Origin of the sequence: Streptomyces sp. NBC_00490 (genome assembly GCF_036013645.1) — a bacterium.
Taxonomy (GTDB): domain Bacteria; phylum Actinomycetota; class Actinomycetes; order Streptomycetales; family Streptomycetaceae; genus Streptomyces; species Streptomyces canus_F.
In genome coordinates this window covers 3,745,086-3,767,290 of sequence record NZ_CP107869.1, presented here as the reverse complement: position 1 = coordinate 3,767,290, position 22,205 = coordinate 3,745,086, and the positions used below count along the sequence as shown (strand labels likewise).

The 22,205-nt window shown below is 70.8% G+C and carries 19 protein-coding genes and 3 tRNA genes; 12 read left to right on the top strand and 10 right to left on the bottom strand.

The window, feature by feature from the left end:
• Positions 1-208 precede the first annotated feature (208 nt).
• The 3 genes from OG381_RS17060 to OG381_RS17050 are packed head-to-tail and all read left to right on the top strand — an operon-like array spanning position 209 to position 3,783.
• The gene (locus OG381_RS17060; RefSeq protein WP_327716952.1) at positions 209-1,756 is read left to right on the top strand and encodes an amino acid adenylation domain-containing protein; all 1,548 of its coding nucleotides are present in this window, start codon (positions 209-211) and stop codon (positions 1,754-1,756) included.
• Positions 1,753-3,000, top strand: coding sequence for a hypothetical protein (locus tag OG381_RS17055; protein WP_327716951.1), 1,248 nt, complete (start codon positions 1,753-1,755; stop codon positions 2,998-3,000). Before OG381_RS17060 ends, OG381_RS17055 begins: the two co-directional genes overlap by 4 nt.
• 15 nt (positions 3,001-3,015) lie before the next feature.
• Positions 3,016-3,783, top strand: a complete 768-nt coding sequence (locus OG381_RS17050) for an enoyl-CoA hydratase-related protein (RefSeq protein ID WP_327716950.1) — start codon at positions 3,016-3,018, stop codon at positions 3,781-3,783.
• Here OG381_RS17050 and OG381_RS17045 read toward each other — a convergent pair.
• On the bottom strand, positions 3,770-4,450 hold the full coding sequence (locus OG381_RS17045) for a SanA/YdcF family protein (RefSeq protein ID WP_327722480.1): 681 nt from the start codon (positions 4,448-4,450) through the stop codon (positions 3,770-3,772). The genes OG381_RS17050 and OG381_RS17045 overlap by 14 nt on opposite strands.
• Before the next feature lie 216 nt (positions 4,451-4,666).
• Here OG381_RS17045 and OG381_RS17040 point away from each other — a divergent pair, with 216 nt between their 5' ends.
• From OG381_RS17040 to OG381_RS17020, 5 genes are all read left to right on the top strand, one after another.
• Positions 4,667-5,572 carry a sirohydrochlorin chelatase gene (locus OG381_RS17040; protein WP_443061901.1) on the top strand — a complete coding sequence of 302 codons (906 nt, stop codon included), beginning with the start codon at positions 4,667-4,669 and terminating at the stop codon, positions 5,570-5,572.
• A 61-nt stretch (positions 5,573-5,633) separates the two neighbouring features.
• Positions 5,634-6,887, top strand: a complete 1,254-nt coding sequence (locus OG381_RS17035; RefSeq protein ID WP_327716949.1) for a deoxyguanosinetriphosphate triphosphohydrolase — start codon at positions 5,634-5,636, stop codon at positions 6,885-6,887.
• A 177-nt stretch (positions 6,888-7,064) separates the two neighbouring features.
• Complete coding sequence (locus tag OG381_RS17030; protein WP_327716948.1) at positions 7,065-8,330, top strand: NAD(P)/FAD-dependent oxidoreductase; 1,266 nt, start codon at positions 7,065-7,067, stop codon at positions 8,328-8,330.
• Positions 8,331-8,435: 105 nt separating this feature from the next.
• Positions 8,436-10,337, top strand: coding sequence for a DNA primase (gene dnaG, locus OG381_RS17025; RefSeq protein WP_327716947.1), 1,902 nt, complete (start codon positions 8,436-8,438; stop codon positions 10,335-10,337).
• A gap of 104 nt (positions 10,338-10,441) precedes the next feature.
• Positions 10,442-11,737: an RNA polymerase sigma factor gene (locus tag OG381_RS17020; RefSeq protein ID WP_327716946.1), complete on the top strand. Its 1,296-nt coding sequence runs from the start codon at positions 10,442-10,444 to the stop codon at positions 11,735-11,737.
• A 149-nt stretch (positions 11,738-11,886) separates the two neighbouring features.
• Here the strand turns inward: OG381_RS17020 and OG381_RS17015 are convergent, their stop codons facing one another.
• From OG381_RS17015 to OG381_RS17000, 4 genes are all read right to left on the bottom strand, one after another.
• Complete coding sequence (locus OG381_RS17015; RefSeq protein ID WP_327716945.1) at positions 11,887-13,815, bottom strand: ABC transporter ATP-binding protein; 1,929 nt, start codon at positions 13,813-13,815, stop codon at positions 11,887-11,889.
• The gene (locus OG381_RS17010) at positions 13,815-15,548 is read right to left on the bottom strand and encodes an ABC transporter ATP-binding protein (protein WP_327716944.1); all 1,734 of its coding nucleotides are present in this window, start codon (positions 15,546-15,548) and stop codon (positions 13,815-13,817) included. The genes OG381_RS17015 and OG381_RS17010 overlap by 1 nt, the downstream gene beginning before the upstream one ends.
• A gap of 161 nt (positions 15,549-15,709) precedes the next feature.
• Complete coding sequence (locus tag OG381_RS17005; protein ID WP_327716943.1) at positions 15,710-17,149, bottom strand: xylulokinase; 1,440 nt, start codon at positions 17,147-17,149, stop codon at positions 15,710-15,712.
• A gap of 117 nt (positions 17,150-17,266) precedes the next feature.
• Positions 17,267-17,572 (bottom strand): YtxH domain-containing protein, encoded by a 306-nt coding sequence (locus tag OG381_RS17000; RefSeq protein ID WP_307030964.1) that lies wholly within the window; start codon positions 17,570-17,572, stop codon positions 17,267-17,269.
• Positions 17,573-17,706: 134 nt separating this feature from the next.
• Here OG381_RS17000 and OG381_RS16995 point away from each other — a divergent pair.
• The 3 genes from OG381_RS16995 (at position 17,707) to OG381_RS16985 (ending at position 18,112) form a co-directional block, all read left to right on the top strand.
• Positions 17,707-17,779: transfer RNA gene (locus tag OG381_RS16995), tRNA-Asn, on the top strand.
• 6 nt (positions 17,780-17,785) lie between these two features.
• Positions 17,786-17,858 (top strand) — tRNA-Asn (locus tag OG381_RS16990).
• 180 nt (positions 17,859-18,038) lie between these two features.
• A tRNA-Ile gene (locus tag OG381_RS16985) sits at positions 18,039-18,112 on the top strand.
• Between the two features lie 83 nt (positions 18,113-18,195).
• Here OG381_RS16985 and OG381_RS16980 read toward each other — a convergent pair.
• From OG381_RS16980 to OG381_RS16965, 4 genes are all read right to left on the bottom strand, one after another.
• On the bottom strand, positions 18,196-18,672 hold the full coding sequence (locus tag OG381_RS16980) for a MarR family winged helix-turn-helix transcriptional regulator (protein WP_327716942.1): 477 nt from the start codon (positions 18,670-18,672) through the stop codon (positions 18,196-18,198).
• Between the two features lie 7 nt (positions 18,673-18,679).
• The gene (locus OG381_RS16975; RefSeq protein ID WP_327716941.1) at positions 18,680-19,741 is read right to left on the bottom strand and encodes an alkene reductase; all 1,062 of its coding nucleotides are present in this window, start codon (positions 19,739-19,741) and stop codon (positions 18,680-18,682) included.
• Between the two features lie 52 nt (positions 19,742-19,793).
• A complete protein-coding gene (locus OG381_RS16970; RefSeq protein WP_327716940.1) occupies positions 19,794-20,699 on the bottom strand; it encodes an NADP-dependent oxidoreductase in 906 nt (301 codons plus the stop codon).
• A gap of 167 nt (positions 20,700-20,866) precedes the next feature.
• The gene (locus tag OG381_RS16965) at positions 20,867-21,031 is read right to left on the bottom strand and encodes a hypothetical protein (protein WP_327716939.1); all 165 of its coding nucleotides are present in this window, start codon (positions 21,029-21,031) and stop codon (positions 20,867-20,869) included.
• Between the two features lie 73 nt (positions 21,032-21,104).
• Between OG381_RS16965 and OG381_RS16960 the strand changes: the two genes are divergently transcribed.
• A complete protein-coding gene (locus OG381_RS16960) occupies positions 21,105-21,305 on the top strand; it encodes a hypothetical protein (protein ID WP_327716938.1) in 201 nt (66 codons plus the stop codon).
• A 63-nt stretch (positions 21,306-21,368) separates the two neighbouring features.
• On the opposite strand, the gene OG381_RS16955 is transcribed toward OG381_RS16960, so the two are convergent.
• Positions 21,369-22,073 (bottom strand): ANTAR domain-containing protein, encoded by a 705-nt coding sequence (locus tag OG381_RS16955; protein WP_327716937.1) that lies wholly within the window; start codon positions 22,071-22,073, stop codon positions 21,369-21,371.
• Positions 22,074-22,205: the final 132 nt, after the last annotated feature.

Sequence of the window (22,205 nt, the reverse complement as noted above, 5' to 3'; positions counted from 1 at the left end):
GGGCGCACAGGTGCCCACCGAGAGTCGCCGCCGACCGTGACGAACGTTGCCTCTGCTGTGAAAGACGTCACATGTGGCTCGTTCCGTCTCGTCGTTGGCCGAGGACGCGTTGTTGAGCGTTGAAAAACCGGAGCTACAGTCGAGCGCGGATCCAGCTTGGCGCCAGGCAATCTCTCACGCGAAAAGCCAGCCAGGAGGTTTCCCCAGCATGCCCCTGCGCCATTTGAGCCCCCGCGACCAGCACCTCTTCCACCGGTACGGCTTCGGCCCGGCCGTCCCCGTCCCGGATCCGCTGATCCACCACGCCGTCGAGCGGCAGGCGGCCGCCGCCCCGCACGCCGTCGCCGCCGAACACCTCGGCGCCCGGATCACCTACGGCGAGCTCGACCGCCACGCCGACGCCCTCGCCGCCCGGCTGATCCGCCAGGGCGTGCGCCCCGGCGACCACGTCGGGCTCTTCGTCCGCCGCTCCGTGCCGATGCTCATCGGCATCCTCGGCATCCTGAAGGCGGGCGCCGCCTACGTCCCCCAGGACATCGGCCTCGCCCCCGCCGCCCAGCTCGCCCATGTGATCCGCGCCGCCCGCACCCGCGTCGTGATCACCGTCGCCGAGCACGCCCACCGCGTCCCGCTGCCGCCGGGCCACCATCTGATCGCCCTCGACGAGCCGTTGCCGTACGTCCCGGGCCCCCGCGCCGCCGTCCCCGGACCGCGACCGGACGTCCGGGTGCGCCCCGACGACGGCTGCTACGTCCTGTTCACCTCCGGTACCACCGGCCGCCCCAACGGGGTCGAGGTCACCCACCGCAACGTCGCCAACATCCTCCTCACCGCCCCCGGTGACCTCGGCATCCGCCCCGGCGACCGGGTCGCCCAGCTCCTCAGCATCGCCTTCGACATGGCCGCCTGGGAGATCCTCGGCTGCCTCGCCCACGGCGCCACCCTCGTCATCCGCGGCAAGGACATCGCGGCGGCGGCCCGCGGCGCGGACGTCGTCATCGCCACCCCGACGGTCCTGTCCGGCGTCGACCCGGCGAGCTGCCCGCGCGTGCGCACGGTCGCGGTGGCGGGGGAGCCCTGCCCGCGCCCGCTCGCCGACCGCTGGGCCCGCCAGGCGACGTTCTACAACTGCTGCGGTCCGACGGAGACGACCATCGTCAACACGATGCGCCGCCACGAGGTGTCGGCTCGGACCCTCACCATCGGCCGCCCCACCCCCAACAACACGGTCTACGTCCTCGACCCGGACCTGCGCCCGCTCCCCATCGGCGAGGTCGGCGAGATGTGGGCGGGCGGCGCCTGCGTCTCGGCGGGCTACCTGGACAACGACCGGCTCAACGCCGAGCGCTACGCCCCCGACCCCTTCCTGGGCGCCGGGCACCGCATGTTCCGCACCCGGGACCTGGGCCGCTGGACGCCCGACGGCGAACTGGAGCACCTCGGCCGCACCGACGACCAGGTCAAGGTGCGCGGCTTCCGCGTCGAACTCGACTCCGTCTCCTCGGTGCTGGAGTCGGTCGAGGGCTGCCGGCGTGCGGTGACCCTGAAGCGGGACGCCCGCACCCTGGTCTCCTTCGTCACCCCGGCCGACGTCGACCCCGACACGGCCCGGCGCGCGGTGGCGGACGCGCTGCCGTACTACTGCGTGCCCGAGAGTGTCATGACCCTGACGCGTCTGCCCGAGACGGACCGCGGCAAGATCGACAAAGCGGCGCTGCTGCGGCTGGCCGAGGAGCGCACGGCGGTGTCCCGATGACCACGTCGCTCGAGCGCCAGTCGGTGGAACTGCCCCCGCGGACCTCGGCCCCGCGCCGGCTGCTGAAGCACCCGCGGCTGATGCACTACAACCGCCTGGCGGCACTGGTACTGACGGCCAACCTCGTCTTCCTCTACATGAGTTGGACCCCGTCGACACGCACCATGGGCCACGCGGCCCTCGCCGACCTGGCCCTCGCGATCCTCGTCCGCCAGCAGTACGTCATCAACCTCCTCTTCAAGCTCGCCACTTGGGCGCCGACCAGCTGGCCGCTGAAGGTCCGCTGGACGCTGGGGAAGGTGTACCACTTCGGCGGACTGCACGTGGGCGGGGCGCTGGCGGGGGCGAGCTGGTTCCTGGCGCTCACGATCACCACGACCGACGCCCCGCTCAGGGCGGTGGGCTGGACCCTGACGGCCCTCCTCGCCCTGATCATCGCCACGGCCCTGCCGCCCTTCCGCTCCCGACACCACGACCACTTCGAGAAGATCCACCGCTTCGGCGGCTGGACGGCCCTCGCCCTCTTCTGGACCCACACGCTCCTGGCGGCCCCGGGCCCCGTGGAGGTGGCGGTCCTGTCGGTCGTCACCTTCAGCGTCGCCCTGCCGTGGCTGCGGCTGCGCAAGGTTGACGTACGCGTCGAACGCCCCTCCCCGCACGTGGTGCTGGCCCGCTTCGACCACGGCGAGACCCCCTTCGCGGGCTCCTCCACGGCCATCAGCCGCAGCCCGCTGAAGGAATGGCACTCCTTCGCCAATGTCCCCACCCCCGGCGAGCCCGGCTTCCGGCTGACGATCTCCCGGGCCGGTGACTGGACGGGCGGCTTCATCGACGACATGCCCGACCGGATCTGGGTGAAAGGCATCACCACCGCAGGAGTCGCCAACATCGAGACCCTCTTCACGAAGGTGGTCTACGTGGCGACCGGCAGCGGCATCGGCCCCTGCCTCCCGCACCTCCTGGCCGCCGAGGTCCCCTCCCGCCTGGTCTGGGCGACCCGCGACCCCCGCACCACCTACGGCGACGCCCTAGTCGACGAGATCCTCGCCGTCCAGCCCCACGCCCTGATCTGGGACACCTCCCGCGACGGCAAACCCGACATGGTGCGCCTCGCGTACGCCGCCTACCGCGACTTCGGCGCCGAGGCGGTGATCTGCATCAGCAACAAGAAGCTGACCTGGCAGGTGGTCCACGGCCTGGAACAGCGGGGGATTCCGGCGTACGGCGCGATCTGGGACTCGTAATTCCACGGAGGACAGATGAACACGATAAAGATCGAGCGCTACGGCCGTGTCGTGGCCGTACGCCTGCACCGCCCGCACGTCCGCAACGCGCTGAGCGGCGAGCTGCTGACCGAACTCCTCGACGCCCTGCGCCCGTTGGACGCGGACCCCGAGGCCGGCTGCTTCGTCGTCACCGGCTCGGAGAAGGTCTTCGCGGCGGGCGCCGACATCAAGGAGATGGCCGCGAGGACGGCCGTGGACATGGCCGCGGAGGACTACTTCCACGCGTGGGAGGAGTTCGCGGACCTCCGCACCCCGAAGATCGCCGCCGTCAACGGCCATGCCCTGGGCGGCGGTTGTGAACTGGCGATGATGTGCGACCTCGTGATCGCGGGGGAGTCGGCGGTGTTCGGCCAGCCCGAGATCAAGCTCGGCGTGATCCCCGGCATCGGCGGCACCCAGCGTCTGACCCGCCTCGTCGGCCGGGCCAAGGCCATGGACCTGGTCCTCACCGGCCGCAGGATGGACGCGAGGGAGGCGGAGAGCGCCGGCCTGGTCTCCCGGGTCGTCCCCGACGAACGGGTCCTCACGCAGGCCCTGGAGGCCGCGGAGACGATCGCCTCGTACGGCCGTACGGCGGTCAGGGCCGCCCGCGACTGCGTCGACCGGTCCCTGGAGACGGGCCTGCGCGACGGCATCCGCTACGAACGCCGCGTGTTCCACGCCCTGTTCGCGACCCACGACCAGAAGGAGGGCATGACCGCCTTCCTGGAGAAACGCGCCCCGCGCTTCACCGGCCGCTAGCGAGCGCCTGCCCGACCCCCGGTTCCTGCGGGCCGAGGAACCGGGGGTCCGGCTCGAAGACCGCGTCCAGAGCCGCCTTGCCCGCCGCGACGACCTCCCGCGCCCCGCCGTAGTACCAGGTGGCGTCGTGCTTGGCCTCGACCCCGATGCCGTACGACGTCACACCGGCCTGCTGGCACAGCGCGACGGCCCGCCGGATGTGGAAGCCCTGGCTGATCAGGACCGCCCGGTCGACGCCGAAGATCTTCTTGGCGCGGACGCAGGAGTCCCAGGTGTCGAACCCGGCGTAGTCGCTGACGATGCGCCGGTCGGGAACGCCGTGCTCGGTCAGATAGGCGCGCATGGCGTCGGGCTCGTCGTAGTCCTCGCGGCTGTTGTCGCCGGTCACGAGGACGACCTCGATCCGGCCCTCGCGGTACAGCTTCGCCGCCGCGTCCAGCCGGTGGGCCAGGTACGGGGACGGCTCGTCGTTCCACAGCCCCGCGCCGAAGACGACGGCGACCTCGGTGTGCGGCACGTCCGCGGTCGTGCGCAGCCGGTCGCCCGTCACGACGTACATCCACGTCGCCGGCAGCAGCGCCAGCACGCACCCGAGCATCACGGCCTGCACCAGCCGCCGCTGCCCGGTACGGGTGCGGGGGATACGTGGCCTGTGCGGCCTGCGCAGTCTCACGGGGGCCCCTCCCTGGTCGTCCTTCGACAGTCAGGGACGTGCTGCAAGCCCCGACGGTTCGCCGAAGGACACGTGACCAGCCTCACCGGTCCTGGCGAAACCGCAGGTCAGAACAGCTCACAGCGGCCACCCACCCCACCGTGAACCCACGGAAAATCCCCGTTATCTTGGCGCAACGGGTCGGCAACCTCCCACCGCGACCATCTGTTCATGACGCCGTCGAACCCTCCGCGCGACGAGTCCACCGCCAGCCCCGGCGCCCTGCCGCTCCCGGGGGCCGACCTCGACAGTACGGCGCATCTCATGAACCGGATCAGCAGCCAGCTCGCCAGCCAGCTCAGCCTCGTGTCGCTCGACGGCAGGCGGCGCCCCGAACAGCCCGCGCTCGTCGTCGTCGCCCACGGCAGCCGCGACCCGCGTGCCCTGAGCACCGTGCGCACCCTCCTCGACAAGGTCCGCGCCCTGCGCCCCGGCCTGTCCGTCCACCTCGGCCACATCGAGCTGAACGAGCCCCTGCTGCCCGACACCCTCGCCGCCCTCGGCGACCGCGAGGCGATCCTCGTCCCGCTCCTGCTCAGCCGCGGCTACCACGTCAAGCGCGACATCCCCGAGATGGCCGCCGCGACCCGGGTACGCGCCCGCGTGGCCGCCCCGCTCGGCCCGCACCCCATCCTGGTGGAGACCCTGTACTCCCGCCTCGTCGAGGCCGGCTGGCGCACCCGCATGGACGACGCGACGCGCGGCCGCACCGCGGTGGTGCTGGCGGCGGCGGGCTCCCGCGACCCGGAGTCCAAGGTCGACACCGGCCGCACGGCCCAGCTCCTCTCCGACCGGCTCGGCGTCCCGGTCGTCCCCGCCTACGCGACGACGGCGGCTCCCAGGGTCCCCGACGCCATCGAGGCCCTCGCGGCGAGCGGCCGCACGCGCATCGCCATCGCCTCCTACTTCACGGCCCCCGGCCGCTTCGCCACGGAGTGCGCGGAGGCGGCCCCGTGGATCGCCTCGGCCCCCCTGGGCACCCACCCCGCGATGGCGCGGCTCCTCCTGCACAGGTACGACCAGATGGCCAACCTCGGGGGCGCGAGCAACCACACACCGGCCGCTCTCGCCGGATAGCGGAACCAGGCAGACGCGAAGGCACGCTCCGTTTGTCAGTCCCTGCCCTTACTGTCGAGACATGTCGTACGACCTGGAGTCAACCGAACGCTGGGCCCCGGAACCGGACAAACGCCCCGGCCGCACCGCCTTCCAACGCGACCGCGCCCGCATCCTCCACTCATCGGCCCTCCGCCGCCTGGCCGGCAAGACCCAGGTCGTCACCCCCGGAACCCGCAGCCAGGCCTGGGACGCCAGCCCCCGCACCCGTCTCACGCACTCCCTGGAATGCGCCCAGGTGGGCCGCGAACTCGGCGCCGCCCTCGGCTGTGACCCGGACCTGGTGGAAGCCGCCTGCCTCGCCCACGACCTCGGCCACCCGCCCTTCGGTCACAACGGCGAACAGGCGCTGAACGAATTCGCCGAGGACTGCGGCGGCTTCGAGGGCAACGCCCAGTCCCTCAGACTCCTCACCCGCATCGAACCCAAACGCTTCACCTCCGAAGGCTCCGTCGGCCTCAACCTCACCCGGGCCGCCCTCGACGCGGCCACCAAGTACCCCTGGCCCCGAGGCGCCCACCCCACCGACCCCAAGAGCCCCAAGTTCGGTGTGTACGACGACGACCGCCCCGTCTTCGACTGGGTCCGCAAGGCCGCCCCCGGCACCCGCACCACCTTCGAGGCCCAGGTCATGGACTGGTCCGACGACGTGGCGTACTCGGTCCACGACGTCGAGGACGGACTGCACGCCGGCCACATCGACCCCAACTACCTGCACGCCGAACCCGAGCGCGAGGCGGTCTTCGCGGTGGCCCTCGGCCGGTACGTCCCGCAGGACACCGACCCGGCGGAACTCGCGGCGGCCCTCGACCGGCTCCAGGACCAGCCCTGGTGGCCGCACGGCTACGACGGCTCGGCCGTGGCCCAGTCCCGGCTGAAGGACGCCACCAGCCAGCTCATCGGCCACTTCTGCCTCGCAGCGGAGGCCGCCACCCGCGCGCGCTACGGCACCGGGCGGCTGACCCGCTACACCGCCGAACTCGTCGTACCCCACGAGACCCGGCTGGAGTGCGCGGTCCTCAAGGCGGTCGCCGACCGGTACGTCATGCAGCGCGCCGAGCAGGAGCGGCTGCGGGCGGACCAGCGGATCGTGGTCGCCGAACTCGCCGAGGCGCTCACCCGCCGCGCCCCGGACGGCCTGGAGCCGCAGTTCCGCGCGGTCTTCGACCAGGCCCCCGACGACCGCGCCCGCAAACGCGTGATCGTCGACCAGGTCGCCTCCCTCACCGACGCCTCGGCCCGCTCGCTGCACGCACGGCTGACGGGGCACATGTGAGAGCGCTGCCGTGTGCGTGTGTCCACGACCGGGTACTTGTGCGACATATGTGCCACGGGTGACGCCAAACGCGCCCGAATGTGACCCTCCGTGGCCTGATCGGGCCACTCCCTCTTCCCCCATCACGCTCCGTGCGGGACGCTCCCCTGTGGCGGCACCCTTACGAGGAGGCATCAAGTGGTCGACGCGGATCAGACATTCGTCATTGTCGGAGGCGGTCTCGCCGGCGCCAAGGCGGCCGAGACGCTCCGCGCGGAGGGCTTCACGGGCCGCGTGATACTGATCTGCGACGAACGCGATCACCCCTACGAGCGCCCGCCCCTGTCCAAGGGCTATCTGCTCGGCAAGGAGGAGCGCGACAGCGTCTTCGTGCACGAGCCGGCCTGGTACGCGCGCAACGACATCGAGCTGCACCTCGGCCAGACCGTCGACGCGATCGACCGCACCGCGAAGACCGTCCGCTTCGGCGACGACGGCACGCTCGTGCACTACGACAAGCTCCTCATCGCCACCGGTGCCGAGCCCCGCCGCCTCGACATCCCGGGCACGGACCTCGCGGGCGTCCACCACCTGCGCCGCCTCGCCCACGCGGAACGGCTCAAAGGCGTGCTGGCCGCCCTCGGCCGGGACAACGGCCACATCGTGATCGCCGGCGCCGGCTGGATCGGCCTGGAGGTCGCGGCGGCGGCCCGCGAGTACGGCGCCGAGGTCACCGTCGTGGAACCCGAGCCGACCCCCCTGCACTCCGTGCTGGGCCCCGAGCTCGGCTCTCTCTTCGCCGACCTGCACCGGGAGCGCGGCGTCCGCTTCCACTTCGGCGCGAGACTGACCGAGATCATCGGCCAGGACGGCATGGTGCTGGCCGCCCGCACCGACGACGGCGAGGAGCACCCGGCCCACGACGTCCTCGCCGCGATCGGCGCCGCCCCGCGCATCGCCCTCGCCGAGGCCGCGGGACTGGAGATCGCCGAGCGCGCCTACGGCGGCGGGATCGTGGTCGACGAGCGGCTGCGCACCTCCGACCCCGACATCTACGCCGCCGGTGACGTGGCCTCCTTCCACCACGCCCTCTTCGGCACCCGGCTGCGCGTCGAGCACTGGGCCAACGCCCTCAACGGCGGCCCCTCGGCGGCCCGCGCGATGCTCGGCCGCGACCTCGCCTACGACCGCGTGCCCTATTTCTTCTCCGACCAGTACGACTTGGGGATGGAGTACAGCGGCTGGGCGCCCCCGGGGTCGTACGACGAAGTGGTGATTCGAGGGGACGCAGGAAAGCGTGAGTTCATCGCGTTCTGGGTGAAGGAGCGCCGCGTGCTCGCCGGGATGAACGTGAACGTGTGGGACGTCACAGAGCCCGTCCAACAGCTGATTCGCTCGAAGACACAGGTGGACACCGAGGCGCTGGCGGACCCGCACGTTCCGCTCGAAAACCTCGTCCCTTAGATGTCCGCCCTGCCCCGGCCGCAACTCCCGGGGGGCAACCCCCGGACCCCCGGCCGACGGACAGCTCGCCCCATGAGTGTCAGTTCTGCCCCGTAGACTCACCTCGTGGCAGGACGGATCAACGACGAGGACGTGAAGGCGGTACGGGACGCGGTCCCGATCGACGCCGTGGTGTCCGAGTACCTCCAGCTGCGCAACGCGGGCGGAGGCAACCTCAAGGGCCTGTGCCCCTTCCATGACGAGAAGTCGCCGTCCTTCCAGGTCAGCCCCAGCAAGGGTCTCTTCCACTGCTTCGGCTGCCAGGAGGGCGGCGACACCATCACGTTCGTGATGAAGGTCGACCACCTCTCCTTCTCCGAGGCGGTCGAGCGCCTCGCCGGACAGGCCGGCATCACGCTGCGCTACGAGGAGGGCGGCTACAACCCCTCCCACCAGCGCGGTGAACGGATCCGCCTGGTCGAGGCCCACAAGATCGCCGCCGACTGGTACGTGGAACAGCTCGCCACCAGCCCCGAGGCGGACGCCGGCCGCAAGTTCCTCGCCGAGCGCGGCTTCGACCAGTCCGCCGCCGAGCACTTCTCCGTCGGCTACAGCCCCCAGGGCTGGGACCACCTCACCCGCTATCTGCGCGGCAAGGGCTTCACCGACAAGGAGCTCCTGCTCTCCGGCCTCTCCCAGGAGGGCCGCCGCGGCCCCATCGACCGCTTCCGCGGCCGCCTGATGTGGCCGATCCGCGACATCGGCGGCGAGGTCGTCGGCTTCGGCGCCCGCAAGCTCTACGAGGCGGACACCGGCCCCAAGTACCTCAACACGCCCGACACACCGATCTACCGCAAGTCGCAGGTCCTCTACGGCATCGACCTGGCGAAGAAGGACATCGCCAAGGTGTCCCGCGCGGTCGTCGTCGAGGGCTACACCGACGTCATGGCCTGCCACCTCGCGGGCGTCACGACCGCCATCGCCACCTGCGGCACCGCCTTCGGCAGCGACCACATCAAGATCCTCCGCCGGCTCCTGATGGACAACGGCTCGGCCCGTGTGATCTTCACCTTCGACGGCGACGCGGCCGGCCAGAAGGCGGCCCTGCGCGCCTTCGAGGACGACCAGAAGTTCGCCGCCGAGACGTACATCGCGATCGCCCCCGACGGCATGGACCCCTGCGAGCTGCGCCTCGCCAAGGGCGACGAGGCGGTGGCCGAGCTCGCCGAACCCCGCACCCCGCTCTTCGAGTTCGCGCTCCGCCAGATCGTCGTCCGCTACGACCTGGACACCCCGGCGGGCCGGGCGGCCGCCCTGGACGAGGCCGCCCCGATCGTCGCCCGCATCAAGAACAGCGGCGCCCAGCACGAGGTCGCCGTCCAGCTCGCCGGCATGCTCGGCATCCTCGACACCCAGTTCGTGGTCAAGCGGGTGGCCCAGCTGGCCCGCTGGGCCCGCGACCGCGGCGGCAAGGGCCCGGCACCGGCCGCCCGCGGCCCGCAGCAGTACGACTCCGCACCCCGGCCCCAGGCATCGGGACCGGCCCTCAACCTCCGCAACCCCGTCTACGCCACCGAACGCGAGCTCCTCAAACTCGCCCTCCAGCGCCCCGAGCTGGTCTCCCCGGCCTTCGACGCGTACGGCATCGACGAGTTCACCGCCGCGCCCTACGCCGCCGTACGCCAGGCGATCATGGAGGCCGGCGGCGCCGAGTACGGCGTGCAGGACTCCCAGGACTACCTCGTGAGAGTCCGCGAGGCCGCGCCCGACGACACGGTCCGCGCGATGGTCACGGAGCTGGCCGTCGAGGCGATCATGCGCAAGACCGTCGACGAGATCTACGCGGGTGTACAGCTGGTGGCGGTCCGCCGCCGCGCCGTCGAGCGCCGCATCATCGACATCCAGTCCACGCTCACCCGGCTGGGAACCCACGGAGACCCGGCGCAACTGGCCGCCGTACAGAACGAATTGTGGGTGCTCCAGCAGTACGACCAGGCGCTGCGCGGGCACGGAGCCGCAGCTCTCTGAGGGGTTCGCCTCCGTCAGGGTAACCACCCGGTCACGGACCGGACTCAAAAAGTCACCGCACGCCCCTCGTGGCGGCGATGTGTCGTACTCCACACTGGGTTCCGGTGCCTGAGTCCTCGGAGCGCGGCCGATCCGTCCCCAGCGGGTCCCACACCCCCGCGGTTCCGCTCATCGCGTACGGGACGGACAGCGGCGAGGCCGTCGACTCCGCCCCCGAAACAGCGCTGCCGCTCACTTCTGCAGCGATCATCCTGGAGGTCGCCCCCGTGCAGACCCAGACCCTCAACAAGACCGACGCCAGTACCGACGGCGCGGAGCCGGATACGGAGACCGACGTTCTCGCCGCGGTCCCTCCGCAGAGCCGTGTCGCGCACCACCCCGAGGCGGAGCCGGACGAGCCGTCGGCCGACGCCCTGGAGACCGTGGAACCCGCCGAACCGGTCGAGGCTCCCCAGCCGAAGAGCCGCAGCCGCGTCGCCGACACCAGCGGGCCCTCCTCCGATCTCTTCCGTCAGTACCTCCGCGAGATCGGCCGTATCCCGCTGCTCACGGCAGCCGAGGAGGTCGATCTGGCCCGCCGCGTCGAAGCCGGCCTGTTCGCCGAGGAGAAGCTCCTCAACGCCCCTGACCTGGAAAGCCAGTTGGCGATCGACCTGGACCGCCTGGTCGTCATGGGCCGGATGGCCAAGCGCCGGCTCATCGAGGCGAACCTGCGGCTCGTGGTGTCGGTGGCCAAGAGGTACGTCGGCCGCGGCCTGACCATGCTCGACCTGGTCCAGGAAGGAAACCTGGGCCTGATCAGGGCCGTCGAGAAGTTCGACTACGCCCGCGGCTACAAGTTCTCGACCTACGCGACCTGGTGGATCCGCCAGGCCATGTCCCGGGCTCTCGCCGACCAGGCCCGGACCATCCGGGTCCCGGTCCACGTCGTGGAGTTGATCAACAGGGTCGTCCGCGTCCAGCGTCGCATGCTGCAGGAACGCGGCTACGAACCGACCCCGGAAGAGGTGGCCGCCCACCTCGACCTCGCCCCGGAACGCGTCAGCGAGGTCCTGCGCCTGGCCCAGGAACCCGTCTCCCTGCACGCCCCGGTGGGCGAGGAGGACGACGTCGCCCTCGGCGACCTCATCGAGGACGGTGACGCGACGTCGCCCGTCGAGTCGGCGGCGTTCCTGCTGCTCAGGGAGCACCTGGAGGCGGTGCTGTCGACGCTGGGGGAGCGGGAGCGGAAGGTCGTACAGCTCAGGTACGGGCTCGCTGACGGCCGCCCGCGCACGCTGGAGGAGATCGGGCGGATCTTCGGCGTGACGCGGGAGCGGATCAGGCAGATCGAGTCCAAGACGTTGAACAAGCTGCGGGACCACGCCTTCGCGGATCAGCTGAGGGGTTATCTGGACTGACGCCGGGCGCGGGTGCGCTGTGGCTGGTCGCGCAGTTCCCCGCGCCCCTAAAAGGCGCGTTCAGCTGAGCGCCCCTTCAGGGGCGCGGGGAACTGCGCGACCAGCCCCCACGCGCCCGCAGCCGACCGCCGACCTGCCCCGCCCCCTCCTCAGTCGACCTCGGCCACCGCCTGCGCGAACTGTGCCTTGTACAGCCGCGCGTACGCGCCGTCCGCGGCCAACAGGTCCCCGTGTGAACCCTGTTCCACGATCGACCCGTTCTCCATCACCAGAATCGTGTCCGCGTCCCGGATCGTCGACAGCCGGTGCGCGATCACGAACGACGTCCGTCCGTGCGCCAGTTTCGCCATCGCCTTCTGGATCAGCACCTCGGTCCGGGTGTCGACGGACGACGTCGCCTCGTCGAGGACCAGGATCACCGGGTCGGACAGGAACGCCCGCGCGATGGTGATCAGCTGCTTCTCACCGGCGCTGACCCCCGAGCCCTCGTCGTCGATCACGGTGTCGTACCCGTCGGGCAGCGTCCGGACGAACCGGTCCGCGTGCGCGGCCCGCGCGGCCTCCTCGATCTCGCCCCGGGTGACCTCCCGCGAGGCCCCGTACGCGATGTTCTCCGCGATCGTGCCGCCGAACAGCCAGGTGTCCTGGAGCACCATGCCGATCCCGGCCCGCAGTTCGTCCCGGGACATCCGCGCGATGTCGACCCCGTCGAGAGTGATGCGCCCGCCGGAGACCTCGTAGAACCGCATCAGCAGGTTGACCAGCGTGGTCTTGCCCGCGCCCGTCGGCCCCACGATCGCGACCGTGTGCCCCGGCTCCACCTTGAGCGACAGATCCTCGATGAGCGGCTTCTCGGGGTCGTACCGGAAGGACACGCCTTCCAGCGCCACCCGCCCCCGCAGCTCGGCGGGCCGCTCGCCCGGCATCGGGTCGGCCTCCTGCTCCTCCGCGTCGAGCAGCTCGAAGATCCGCTCGGCCGAGGCGACCCCGGACTGCACCAGGTTCGCCATCGACGCGACCTGCGTCAGCGGCATCGAGAACTGGCGCGAGTACTGGATGAAGGCCTGCACATCACCGATGGACAGCGTGCCGGAGGCGACGCGCAGGCCACCCACCACGGCGACCAGCACATAGTTCAGGTTCGACACGAACATCATCAGCGGCTGCATGATCCCGCTGTTGAACTGCGCCTTGAACCCGGCCTCGTACAGCGCCTCGTTCTGCTCGGCGAACTGCTGCGCCGACTCGTCCTGCCGCCCGAACACCTTCACCAGGGTGTGCCCGGTGTACATCTCCTCGACGTGCGCGTTGAGCTTGCCGGTCGAGCGCCACTGCTGCACGAAGTGCGGCTGAGACCGCTTGCCGACGCGCGTGGCGATCACGAACGACAGCGGCACGGTGACGAGCGCGACCAGCGCCAGCAGCCACGACACCCAGAACATCATCGCGAGCACCCCGATGATGGTGAGGATCGAGTTGATGAGCTGGCCCATCGACTGGTTGAGGGTCTGCCCGATGTTGTCGATGTCGTTCGTCGCCCGGGACAGCACCTCACCGCGCTGCCGCTTGTCGAAGTACGACAGCGGCAGCCGCGACAGCTTCGTCTGTACGTCCTCCCGCATCCGGAACATGGTCCGGTTGACGACCCGGTTCACCAGCCGCGTCGCCACCAGCATCAGCAGCCCGGCGGCGACGAACACGACGAGCGCGATCAGCAGGACATGGCCGACGGCACCGAAGTCGATGCCCTCGCCCGGGGTGAAGTCGGTGCTGCGGAGCATGTCGGCGACCTGGCCGTCCCCGCGCTCCCGCATCGCCTGGAGCACCTGCTCCTTCGAGGCGCCGGGCTCCATCTGCCGTCCGACGATGCCCGCGAAGACCAGGTCGGTGGCCTCGCCGAGGATCTTCGGCCCGACGACCGACAGACCCACGCTGACGAACACACAGAACACCAGCGCGTAGACCGTGAACCGCTCCGGCCGGAAGTGGGACAGGAGCCGCCGTCCCGACACCTTGAAGTCCATCGACCGGTGATCGGGGCCGGTCCCGGCCATCATGCGCCCCATGGGCCCGGCCATCAGGCAGCCTCCGCTTCCGTGAGCTGGGAGAGCACGATCTCCCGGTAGGTCTCGTTGTCCGCCATCAGTTCGTGATGCCGGCCGGTGCCGACGACCCGTCCCTCGTCGAGTACGACGATCCGGTCGGCGTCCCGGATGGTCGCCACCCGCTGGGCGACGATCACGACGGTCGCCTCGGCGGTCTCCCGGGACAGGGCCGCGCGCAGGGCCGCGTCGGTGGCGTAGTCGAGGGCGGAGAAGGAGTCGTCGAAGAGATAGATCTCCGGGCGCTGCACGAGCGTACGGGCGATGGCGAGCCGCTGCCGCTGACCTCCCGAGACATTGGTGCCGCCCTGGGCGACGGGGGAGTCGAGCCCGTTCTCCAGCCGCTCCACGAAGTCCTTGGCCTGCGCCACCTCCAGCGCGTGCCACAGCTCCTCGTCGGTGGCGTCCGGATTGCCGTAGCGCAGATTGCTCGCCACGGTCCCCGCGAAGAGGTACGGCCGCTGCGGCACCATGCCGACGGTCCGCGCCAGCAGCTCGGGCTCGATGCCCGCCACGCTCTCCCCGTCGACCAGCACCTCGCCGTCGGTGGCGTCGAACAGCCGGGGCACCAGCCCCAGCAGCGTGGACTTGCCGCTGCCGGTCGACCCGATGACGGCGGTCACCTCGCCGGGCCGGGCGACGAGGTCGACGCCCTTGAGCACCGGCTCCTCGGCACCCGGGTAGCGGAAGCCCGCCCCGCGGATCTCCAGATGGCCGTGGCGGCGCAGCTCCAGCACCGGAGCCTTGGGCGGAACCACGCTCGAGGAGGTGTCCAGCACCTCCTGGATCCGCTCGGCGCACACCTCGGCGCGCGGCACCATCATGAACATGAAGGTGGCCATCATCACGGACATGACGATCTGCATCAGATAGGCGAGGAACGCCGTCAGATCGCCGATCTGCATCTGCCCGTCGTCGATCCGGTGGGCGCCGAACCACACCACCGCGATCGACGACACGTTCACCACCGTCATGACCATCGGGAACATCAGCGCGAGGTACTTGCCGGTGCCCAGCGACATCTCGGTGAGCTCGGCGTTCGCGCGCCGGAAGCGGTCCTTCTCGTAGTCGTCGCGCACGAAGGCGCGGATCACCCGGTTGCCGGTGATCTGCTCGCGCAGCACCTGGTTCACGGTGTCGAGGCGCACCTGCATGGCCCGGAACAGCGGGCGCAGCCGCCGCACGATCAAGGTCACGCAGACACCCAGCACGGGGACGACCGCGACGAGGACCGCGGACAGCGGCACGTCCAGACCGAGCGCCAGCACGATCCCGCCCGCACACATGATCGGCGCGGACACCATCAGCGTGAACGTCATCAGGGCCAGCATCTGGACCTGCTGCACGTCGTTCGTCGTCCGGGTGATCAGCGAGGGCGCCCCGAACTGGCCCACCTCGCGGGCGGAGAAGGACTGCACCCGGTCGAACACGGCGGCCCGCACGTCCCGGCCCAGCGCCGCGGCCGTCCGCGCGCCGTAGTAGACGGCACCGATGTTGCACACGACCTGGATCAGCGAGATACCGATCATCAGTGCGCCGAAGGACAGGATGTACCCGGTGTCGCCCTTCACGACGCCGCTGTCGATGATGTCCGCGTTCAGCGTGGGCAGATAGAGGGTGGCGCAGGTCTGCAGGAACTGCAGCACCACCAGGAGGGCGATGGGTTTCCGGTAGGGCCTGAGATAGGTCCGCAGAAGTCGTATGAGCACGCTTGTCTCTCGGAGTCGGCGGTAGGAGCAGGGTGGTTGCCCCTGGCCCCTATCGTCGGACACTCCCCCCGCGTTACCTCAACCGATTAAGCCGACAGCAGTGCTTCGTACGGCCTTCCGGGTACAGAACCGCTGGTTTCCTACCGGTCTCTTACCTTCCGCTACGACCGGAACGCCCCCGGATGCGTCTGCTCCCGCACCGACACGAACTGCTGGCGCACCGCCTGTCCCACCGCCAGGTCCTCGCCGGGCTCCAGGATCTGCGCGGCCGCCCCCTGCCAGGCCGGCGGGTTGCGCGGGTCGAGCGTGCCCTGCGACACGCCGAGCGCCCAGGCGGCCTGCCGGGCGGCACCGCGCGCCGCGTAGTCCGCGGGCTGCGGTACGACGACCTGCGCCCCGAAGATCGACGGCGCCGCCGCCTGCACGGCCGCCAGCTCGGCCGCCGCCCCCAGCAGAAAGACCCGCCGCACCTCCACACCGCGTCCGCGCAGCACGTCGAGCGCGTCGGCGAGCCCGCACAGCATGCCCTCGAACGCGGCCCGCGCGAGATGCTCCGCCTTCATCGACTCCCGCCGCAGCCCGGCGAGGGTTCCGGCGGTGTGCGGCAGGCTCGGCGTCCGCTCGCCCTCCAGATACGGCAGCAGGACCAGGCCGTGGGCGCCCGGCGTCGACTTCATCGCCAGCTCGGACAGGCTCTCCAGGTCGGGCAGCCCGAGCAGCTCGGAGGTGCCGCGCAGGGTGCGTACGGCGTTCAGCGTGGTGACGACCGGCAGGTGCATGCCGGTGGCGTCGGCCAGGGACGTGATCATCCCGGTGTTGTCGACGAGGGCCTCGGGGTGCACGGCCATGACGGAGCCGGAGGCCCCGAGCGAGACGACGGCGTCGCCGAGCCCGATCCCCAGCCCGAAGGCGGCGGCCATGGTCTCGCCGGTGCCGGCGGAGATCAGCAGCCCCTCCGGAGTCGTACCGGCCGCGTCGGAGGGGCCGATCACCTCGGGCAGCATGGCCTGGTGACCGAGCGCCAGCTCGACGAGGTCGGTGCGGTAGCCGCCGGTGGCGGCCGACCAGTAGCCGGTGCCGGAGGCGCCCCCGCGGTCGGTGGTCCGGCGGACCGGCCTGCCGAGGAGCTGCCACACCAGCCAGTCGTGGGCCTGGAGGAGGACGGCGGTACGGGCGGCCGCGTCCGGCTCGTTCTTGACCAGCCAGCGGAGCTTGGTGACGGGCTGGGCGGCCTGCGGTACGCATCCCACCGCCTGGGCCCACGCCTCGCGCCCGCCGAGCGCGTCGACCAGATCGGCCGCCGCGACCTGGGCGCGCTTGTCGCCGCCGACGAGTGCGGGGCGCACGGTGTTGCCCTGGGAGTCCAGCGGCACGACCGCGTTCTGCTGGGACGACACGCCGATGGCCTGCACGCCCTCGAGGAGTCCTCCGCCGGCCGCCTCGCCGAGGGAGAGGAGCCAGGCCTGGGGATCGACGTCGGAGGGGCGGCCTTCCACCGGATGCGGGGCATACCCCTGTTTGAGCACGGCACCGGTGTCCGCGTCGCAGACGACGATGCGAGTGAAATCGGGCGAACTGTCCAGCCCGGCGACTATCCCCATGGCGGAAATTCTATGGGCCACGCGCCGTGGAGGTGCGCGGGCGCTGTCGGGCGCGGGTACGACGCGGTCGTTCGCGCCGTTCCCCGCGCCCCCAGGTCTGTCTCCGGCGACGCCGGGCTATGTGTTGCTGGTGCCCCAGTCGTCCTGTGCCGCACCGTTCGTGTTCCTGTCCCGCAGGGAGCGCACCCGCTGAGTCACCGACTCGGGAACCCGCTCGCCCACCTTCTCGCTGACCACGTGGTACGCCTTGCCCGCGAACTGGCGGCCCTGCTGGGCGGCCGACTCGGCGGTGTTGCGGACCGCGGGGTTCTGGGACACCTGACGTGCCGACTTCTTCAGCTGTTCGTAACGTTCCCGTCCGGCCCGGGTGCCCAGCACATAACCCAGTGCCAGCCCGGTGACGAACGTGAGCTTGTAGCGCATGGCGGAGCCACCCTTCCGTCGTGCAGAAGTACCGATTGGCGGAGCACCCCCCTGCTTGCGCTAATGTATGTGTCGCAGCGAACGCCCGCCCCCTGGCGACTACCCAGGGAGCTACGTTCGATGCAACGAGGCATTCCTCCGTAGCTCAATTGGCAGAGCAGCCGGCTGTTAACCGGCAGGTTACTGGTTCGAGTCCAGTCGGGGGAGCTTCGATCTTCCGTAGCTCAATTGGCAGAGCAGCCGGCTGTTAACCGGCAGGTTACTGGTTCGAGTCCAGTCGGGAGAGCACGTTGAAAAAGGACCCCCGAAGGGGTCCTTTTTCATGTGATCACCCTTGCCCCGGGAACCGTGCAGGTCACAGCGGAGTCCTTCAGGGCATGCGAAGTCGACCATACGAAGCAGGAGATCGTATGAGCGGCTATGCTGCGGCAGACGGCGCGCACACATGTACGCGACACGCCGCTATGGGGCGGTAGCTCAGCCGGTTAGAGCAGCGGACTCATAATCCGTCGGCCGTGGGTTCGAGTCCCACCCGCCCCACCTGCGCAGGTCCTGACCTGCGGAAACGTTCATTTTTCGGGTGGCGGGGCGTCAACTCTGCCTGAACGGACCGCGTCCGGGAGTCACTCGGAATCGCCCTGCGGGACAGCGCGGCTGTTGATCGCGTCGGCGATGGCGTAGGCGGTGCTGACGAAGGACTCCGCCTGCTGCTGCGACAGGTTCAGCGCGGAGGTCTCCTCCAGGGCCCGCCACATGGCCGCGATGGGCTCGCGCATCGCCCGGCCCTTGTCCGTGAGGTGGACGACCATGACCCGCCGGTCGTGCGCGGCCGGCTCGCGCACCAGCAGGCCCGCCTCCTGCATGCGGCGCAGCGACTTGGAGACGGTGGAGTGGTCCAGGCCGACGCTTTCGAGCAGTTCGGACTGGGTCTGGCCGTCGCGGTCGAGGAGCTGCATCAGCAGCAGTTCCTGTCCGGGGTGCAGATCCATCTCACGGAGCATGACGCCGGCGCGGGCGCGATGAGCGCGGGCGAGCTGGAAGATCGCGTAGCTCATCGGCCCCTCGCTGGCCGTGGACGGGGTGCGGTGTGTGCCGGGCATCGGTTCCTCAGACGGTGTGGGTGGGGTAGTCGGTGTAGCCGGCCACTCCGCCGCCGTAGAAGGTCGTCGGGTCGGGGGTGTTCAGTGGCGCGTCAGAGCGTAGCCGCTCGACCAGGTCCGGGTTGGCGAGGGCCAGGGCGCCGACCGAGACGAGGTCGGCCGTGCCGTTGTCGACGTCCTTGGCGCGGGTGACGATGTCGGTGCCGGCCCGGTTCAGGACCAACGTGGTCGGCCACAGCGCGCGCAGGGTGCCCAGCAGCTCCTCGTCGCCCGCGTGCATCACGTGGAGGTAGGCGAGGCCGAGCGGGCTCAGGGCGCGCAGGAGCGCCGGATACAGCTCGGCGGTGTCGGACTCGGCGATGTCGTTGTAGGGGTTGCCGGGGGAGATGCGCAGGCCGGTGCGGTCGGCGCCGATCTCGTCGGCCACGGCGGCGGCCACCTCGACGGCGAAGCGGATGCGGTTGTCGAGGGAACCGCCGTAACGGTCGGTGCGCTGGTTGGTGTTGTCGGCGAGGAACTGGTGCACCAGGTAGCCGTTCGCGCCGTGGATCTCCACGCCGTCGGCGCCTGCCGCGATGGCGGCCGCAGCGGCGCGGCGGAAGTCGTCGACGGTCGCCGCCACCTCCTGCGTCGACAGAGGGCGGGGCACCGGCATCTCCTGGGGCCCGGACGCGGTGAACATGACGCCCTGCGGCTGGACCGCCGAAGGGGCGACGGGCTGACGGCCGTGCGGGGTGTTGTCGGGGTGGGCGATACGTCCGGTGTGCATGAGCTGGATGACGATCCGGCCGTCGGCCTCGTGCACGGCGTCGGTGACCTTGCGCCACCCGGCGATCTGCTCGTCATTGTGGATGCCGGGGGTGAGGAGGTAGCCCTGGCCGTCGGGGGAGGGCTGGGTGCCCTCGGTGATGATGAGCGCGTGCGAGGCCCGCTGGGCGTAGTACTCGGCGTTCAGCTCGGTGGGGACGCCTTCGGGCGTGGAGCGGTCGCGGGTCATGGGGGCCATGACCAGGCGGTGGGGGAGGGGGATCTCGCCGATGGTGGTCGGTGTCCACAGGGCGTTCAGCATGAGGGGTCCTTCGGTGCGGAGATGGTCGTGACAGGGGGAAGGGTGGGCGTGCTCAGTCGACGGTGAGGACGAGCTTGCCCCGCACGTGCCCGGCGTCGCTGACCTGCTGGGCTTCGGCGGCCCGGTCGAGCGGGAAGGCGTTGACGGTGGTGACGAGCTTGCCGGTCGCGGCGTCCTGCGCCAGCTCGGCCAGACGGGTGGCCGAGCGCTCCTGGCCGCCGCTGGAGAAGGTGACGCCGAGCTGGTGCGCGCGGAAGTCGGAGATGGTGACGATGCGCTCGGTGCCGCCGCGCAGGGTGATGGAGTCCTCGAGGGCTCCCTTGCCGGCCAGGTCGAAGACCGCGTCCACGCCGTCGGGGGCCAGTGCCCTGACCCGCTCGACCAGGCCCTCGCCGTAGAGGGTGGCGGTGGCGCCGAGCGAGGTGAGGTAGTCCTGGTTGGCGGGGCCGGCGGTGGCGATGACACGCGCTCCGCGGGCCGTGGCGAGCTGGACCGCCAGGGTGCCGACCGCTCCGGCCGCGCCGTGCATCAGTACGGTCTCCCCGGCGGCGACGCCCAGCAGGTTCAGGACCCGCTCGGCCGTCTCGCCCGCGACCGGCAGCGCGACCGCGTGCCGCCAGTCGAGGCCGGCGGGCTTGGGGGCCACGGTGGTGGCCAGGGCGTACTGGGCGTACGAGCCGGTGTCCGACCAGCCCAGCACCTCGTCGCCCACCCGCACGTCCCGCACACCCTCACCCAGGGCGTCCACCACGCCGGCGAGCTCGGCACCGGGGACGGCGGGGAGCGGCGTGGGGAACGCGGCCTCCATGGCGCCGGAGCGGATCTTGCCGTCCAGCGCGTTCAGTCCGGCCGCCCGGACGCGGACGCGGATCTGGCCGGGACCGGGCTGCGGGACCTCGATGTCCGCCTCGTGCAGCACGTCCGTGCCTCCGAAACGGTCGAACAGGATGGCTTTCATGACGACTCCTCCCGTGCCGCCACCCATTTAGGTGGCTGGACACATAACTAACGTAACAGCAAAAGTGTGGCTAGCCAAGTATTCGCTGTCGCGCTGGGAGGGCGCTCGGGACGTCGTCACGCCGGCCGGCAGATCGGCTGCCGGCCGGCGACAAGGGCGTGGGATGCCTAGGCCTGCTGGTTGATGAGGCCGGCGTAGTGACCGAGGTTCCGCTCGATCTCGTCGAGGCCGATCTCGGCGATGGCCTTCCCGAGGCGCGGGACGCGGGCCTGGAATCCGGGCCAGGTGACGGACTCCGCGAACTCCGCCCAGGACGCGCGCAGGTCGGCCACCGGCGGCAGGGTCGACCGTTGATCTGCGCCCGGGCGGGGCGGGGGCGACGAACCGGACCAGGACGCGGCGGAAGTGCTCCCGGTTCACCGGGTCCAGGCCGACCCGGCGACGAAGGGGCTCCTCGCCCCGGACGCGGACCTGGAGTGGACGCGGCAGGTGTACTACGCCCTTCTCGGTGAAGCCCTCAACAGGCCCGGCGCGGATCAGGACCCGGACGCGCAGGCCACGCTCGTCATCGACACGCTCCTGCACGGCGCGGGACCGCGCGGCTGAGCCGCGACCGCATGGTGGGGCTCCGGATCCGACGAGCGGCTGCCGCCGTCCCGCGTGTGTTCCTTACTCCGCCCCCTGCGCCCTCTCGCGTACGGCGGTGACGTGGGTTACGGCGGCGGTCAGCTGTTTGCGGGCCTCCTCGGGCGGGGGTTCGCCCCGGACGGAGTCCACCAGTTGCTGTGCCGCGCGATGGAGCTTGGTGTTGGTGTTCTGCGAGGTCATCACCAGGACGCTCCAGGCCTCCTCCGCGCTGAGCGAGAAGGTGGCCATGAGGATGCCGCGGGCCAGATCGATGAGCCCCCGGGTCTGCATCGCCCGCCGCAGCTGTACGACCTCGACCCGCGGGTCCGTCGCGGCGTGCGAGGCGTCGTCCTCCTGGACCATCTGACCCTCCGAGGTGAACAGGGGCAGGGTATTGGTGAGGGCGAACACTCGTTCGGCGGCCGGGCTGATGGCGTGGATCGTGACCGTCTTGCACTGGTCGAGGGCCTGCTGCCGGATTCCCAGCAGGGTGTTGAGTCCGGAGCAGTCGCAGAACTCGACGCCGGCGAGGTCCAGGTCGATGCCCTTGCCGGAGTCCGTGAGCGCCGAGCGCAGGGCTTGCTGAAGCTCCTGGTCGGCGGCGAGGTCGAGGTCGCCGCGCACGGTGACCGTCGTCCGGTCGCCGTCGGGCCGGGCGCAGACCGTCAGCCGTGTCTCAGCGCCGTGGCCGGCAAGCCTCGTGCATTCGTTGACCGGCCCGGCGCAGCAGGGTGCCGACTTGGACATGGTCCTCTCCCCAGGGCTGGGAACACCCACCGTTCCGACGTCACCAGGTTCACCCGAACGCTAACTCACGTCAAGGGATACATGAAATTCGCTTCGTGTATTTTCTTACCGGAATCCCTAGGCGTACGATGC

Coding starts and splice junctions, on each gene's coding strand:
- OG381_RS16980 (WP_327716942.1), bottom strand. CDS start 18,672: ATGCCCGGCACACACCGCACCCCGTCCACGGCCAGCGAGGGGCCGATG.
- OG381_RS17040 (WP_443061901.1), top strand. CDS start 4,667: ATGACGCCGTCGAACCCTCCGCGCGACGAGTCCACCGCCAGCCCCGGC.
- OG381_RS16975 (WP_327716941.1), bottom strand. CDS start 19,741: ATGCTGAACGCCCTGTGGACACCGACCACCATCGGCGAGATCCCCCTC.
- OG381_RS17035 (WP_327716949.1), top strand. CDS start 5,634: ATGTCGTACGACCTGGAGTCAACCGAACGCTGGGCCCCGGAACCGGAC.
- OG381_RS17060 (WP_327716952.1), top strand. CDS start 209: ATGCCCCTGCGCCATTTGAGCCCCCGCGACCAGCACCTCTTCCACCGG.
- OG381_RS17005 (WP_327716943.1), bottom strand. CDS start 17,149: ATGGGGATAGTCGCCGGGCTGGACAGTTCGCCCGATTTCACTCGCATC.
- OG381_RS16955 (WP_327716937.1), bottom strand. CDS start 22,073: ATGTCCAAGTCGGCACCCTGCTGCGCCGGGCCGGTCAACGAATGCACG.
- OG381_RS16970 (WP_327716940.1), bottom strand. CDS start 20,699: ATGAAAGCCATCCTGTTCGACCGTTTCGGAGGCACGGACGTGCTGCAC.
- OG381_RS17050 (WP_327716950.1), top strand. CDS start 3,016: ATGAACACGATAAAGATCGAGCGCTACGGCCGTGTCGTGGCCGTACGC.
- OG381_RS17015 (WP_327716945.1), bottom strand. CDS start 13,815: ATGGCCGGGCCCATGGGGCGCATGATGGCCGGGACCGGCCCCGATCAC.
- OG381_RS17000 (WP_307030964.1), bottom strand. CDS start 17,572: ATGCGCTACAAGCTCACGTTCGTCACCGGGCTGGCACTGGGTTATGTG.
- OG381_RS17055 (WP_327716951.1), top strand. CDS start 1,753: ATGACCACGTCGCTCGAGCGCCAGTCGGTGGAACTGCCCCCGCGGACC.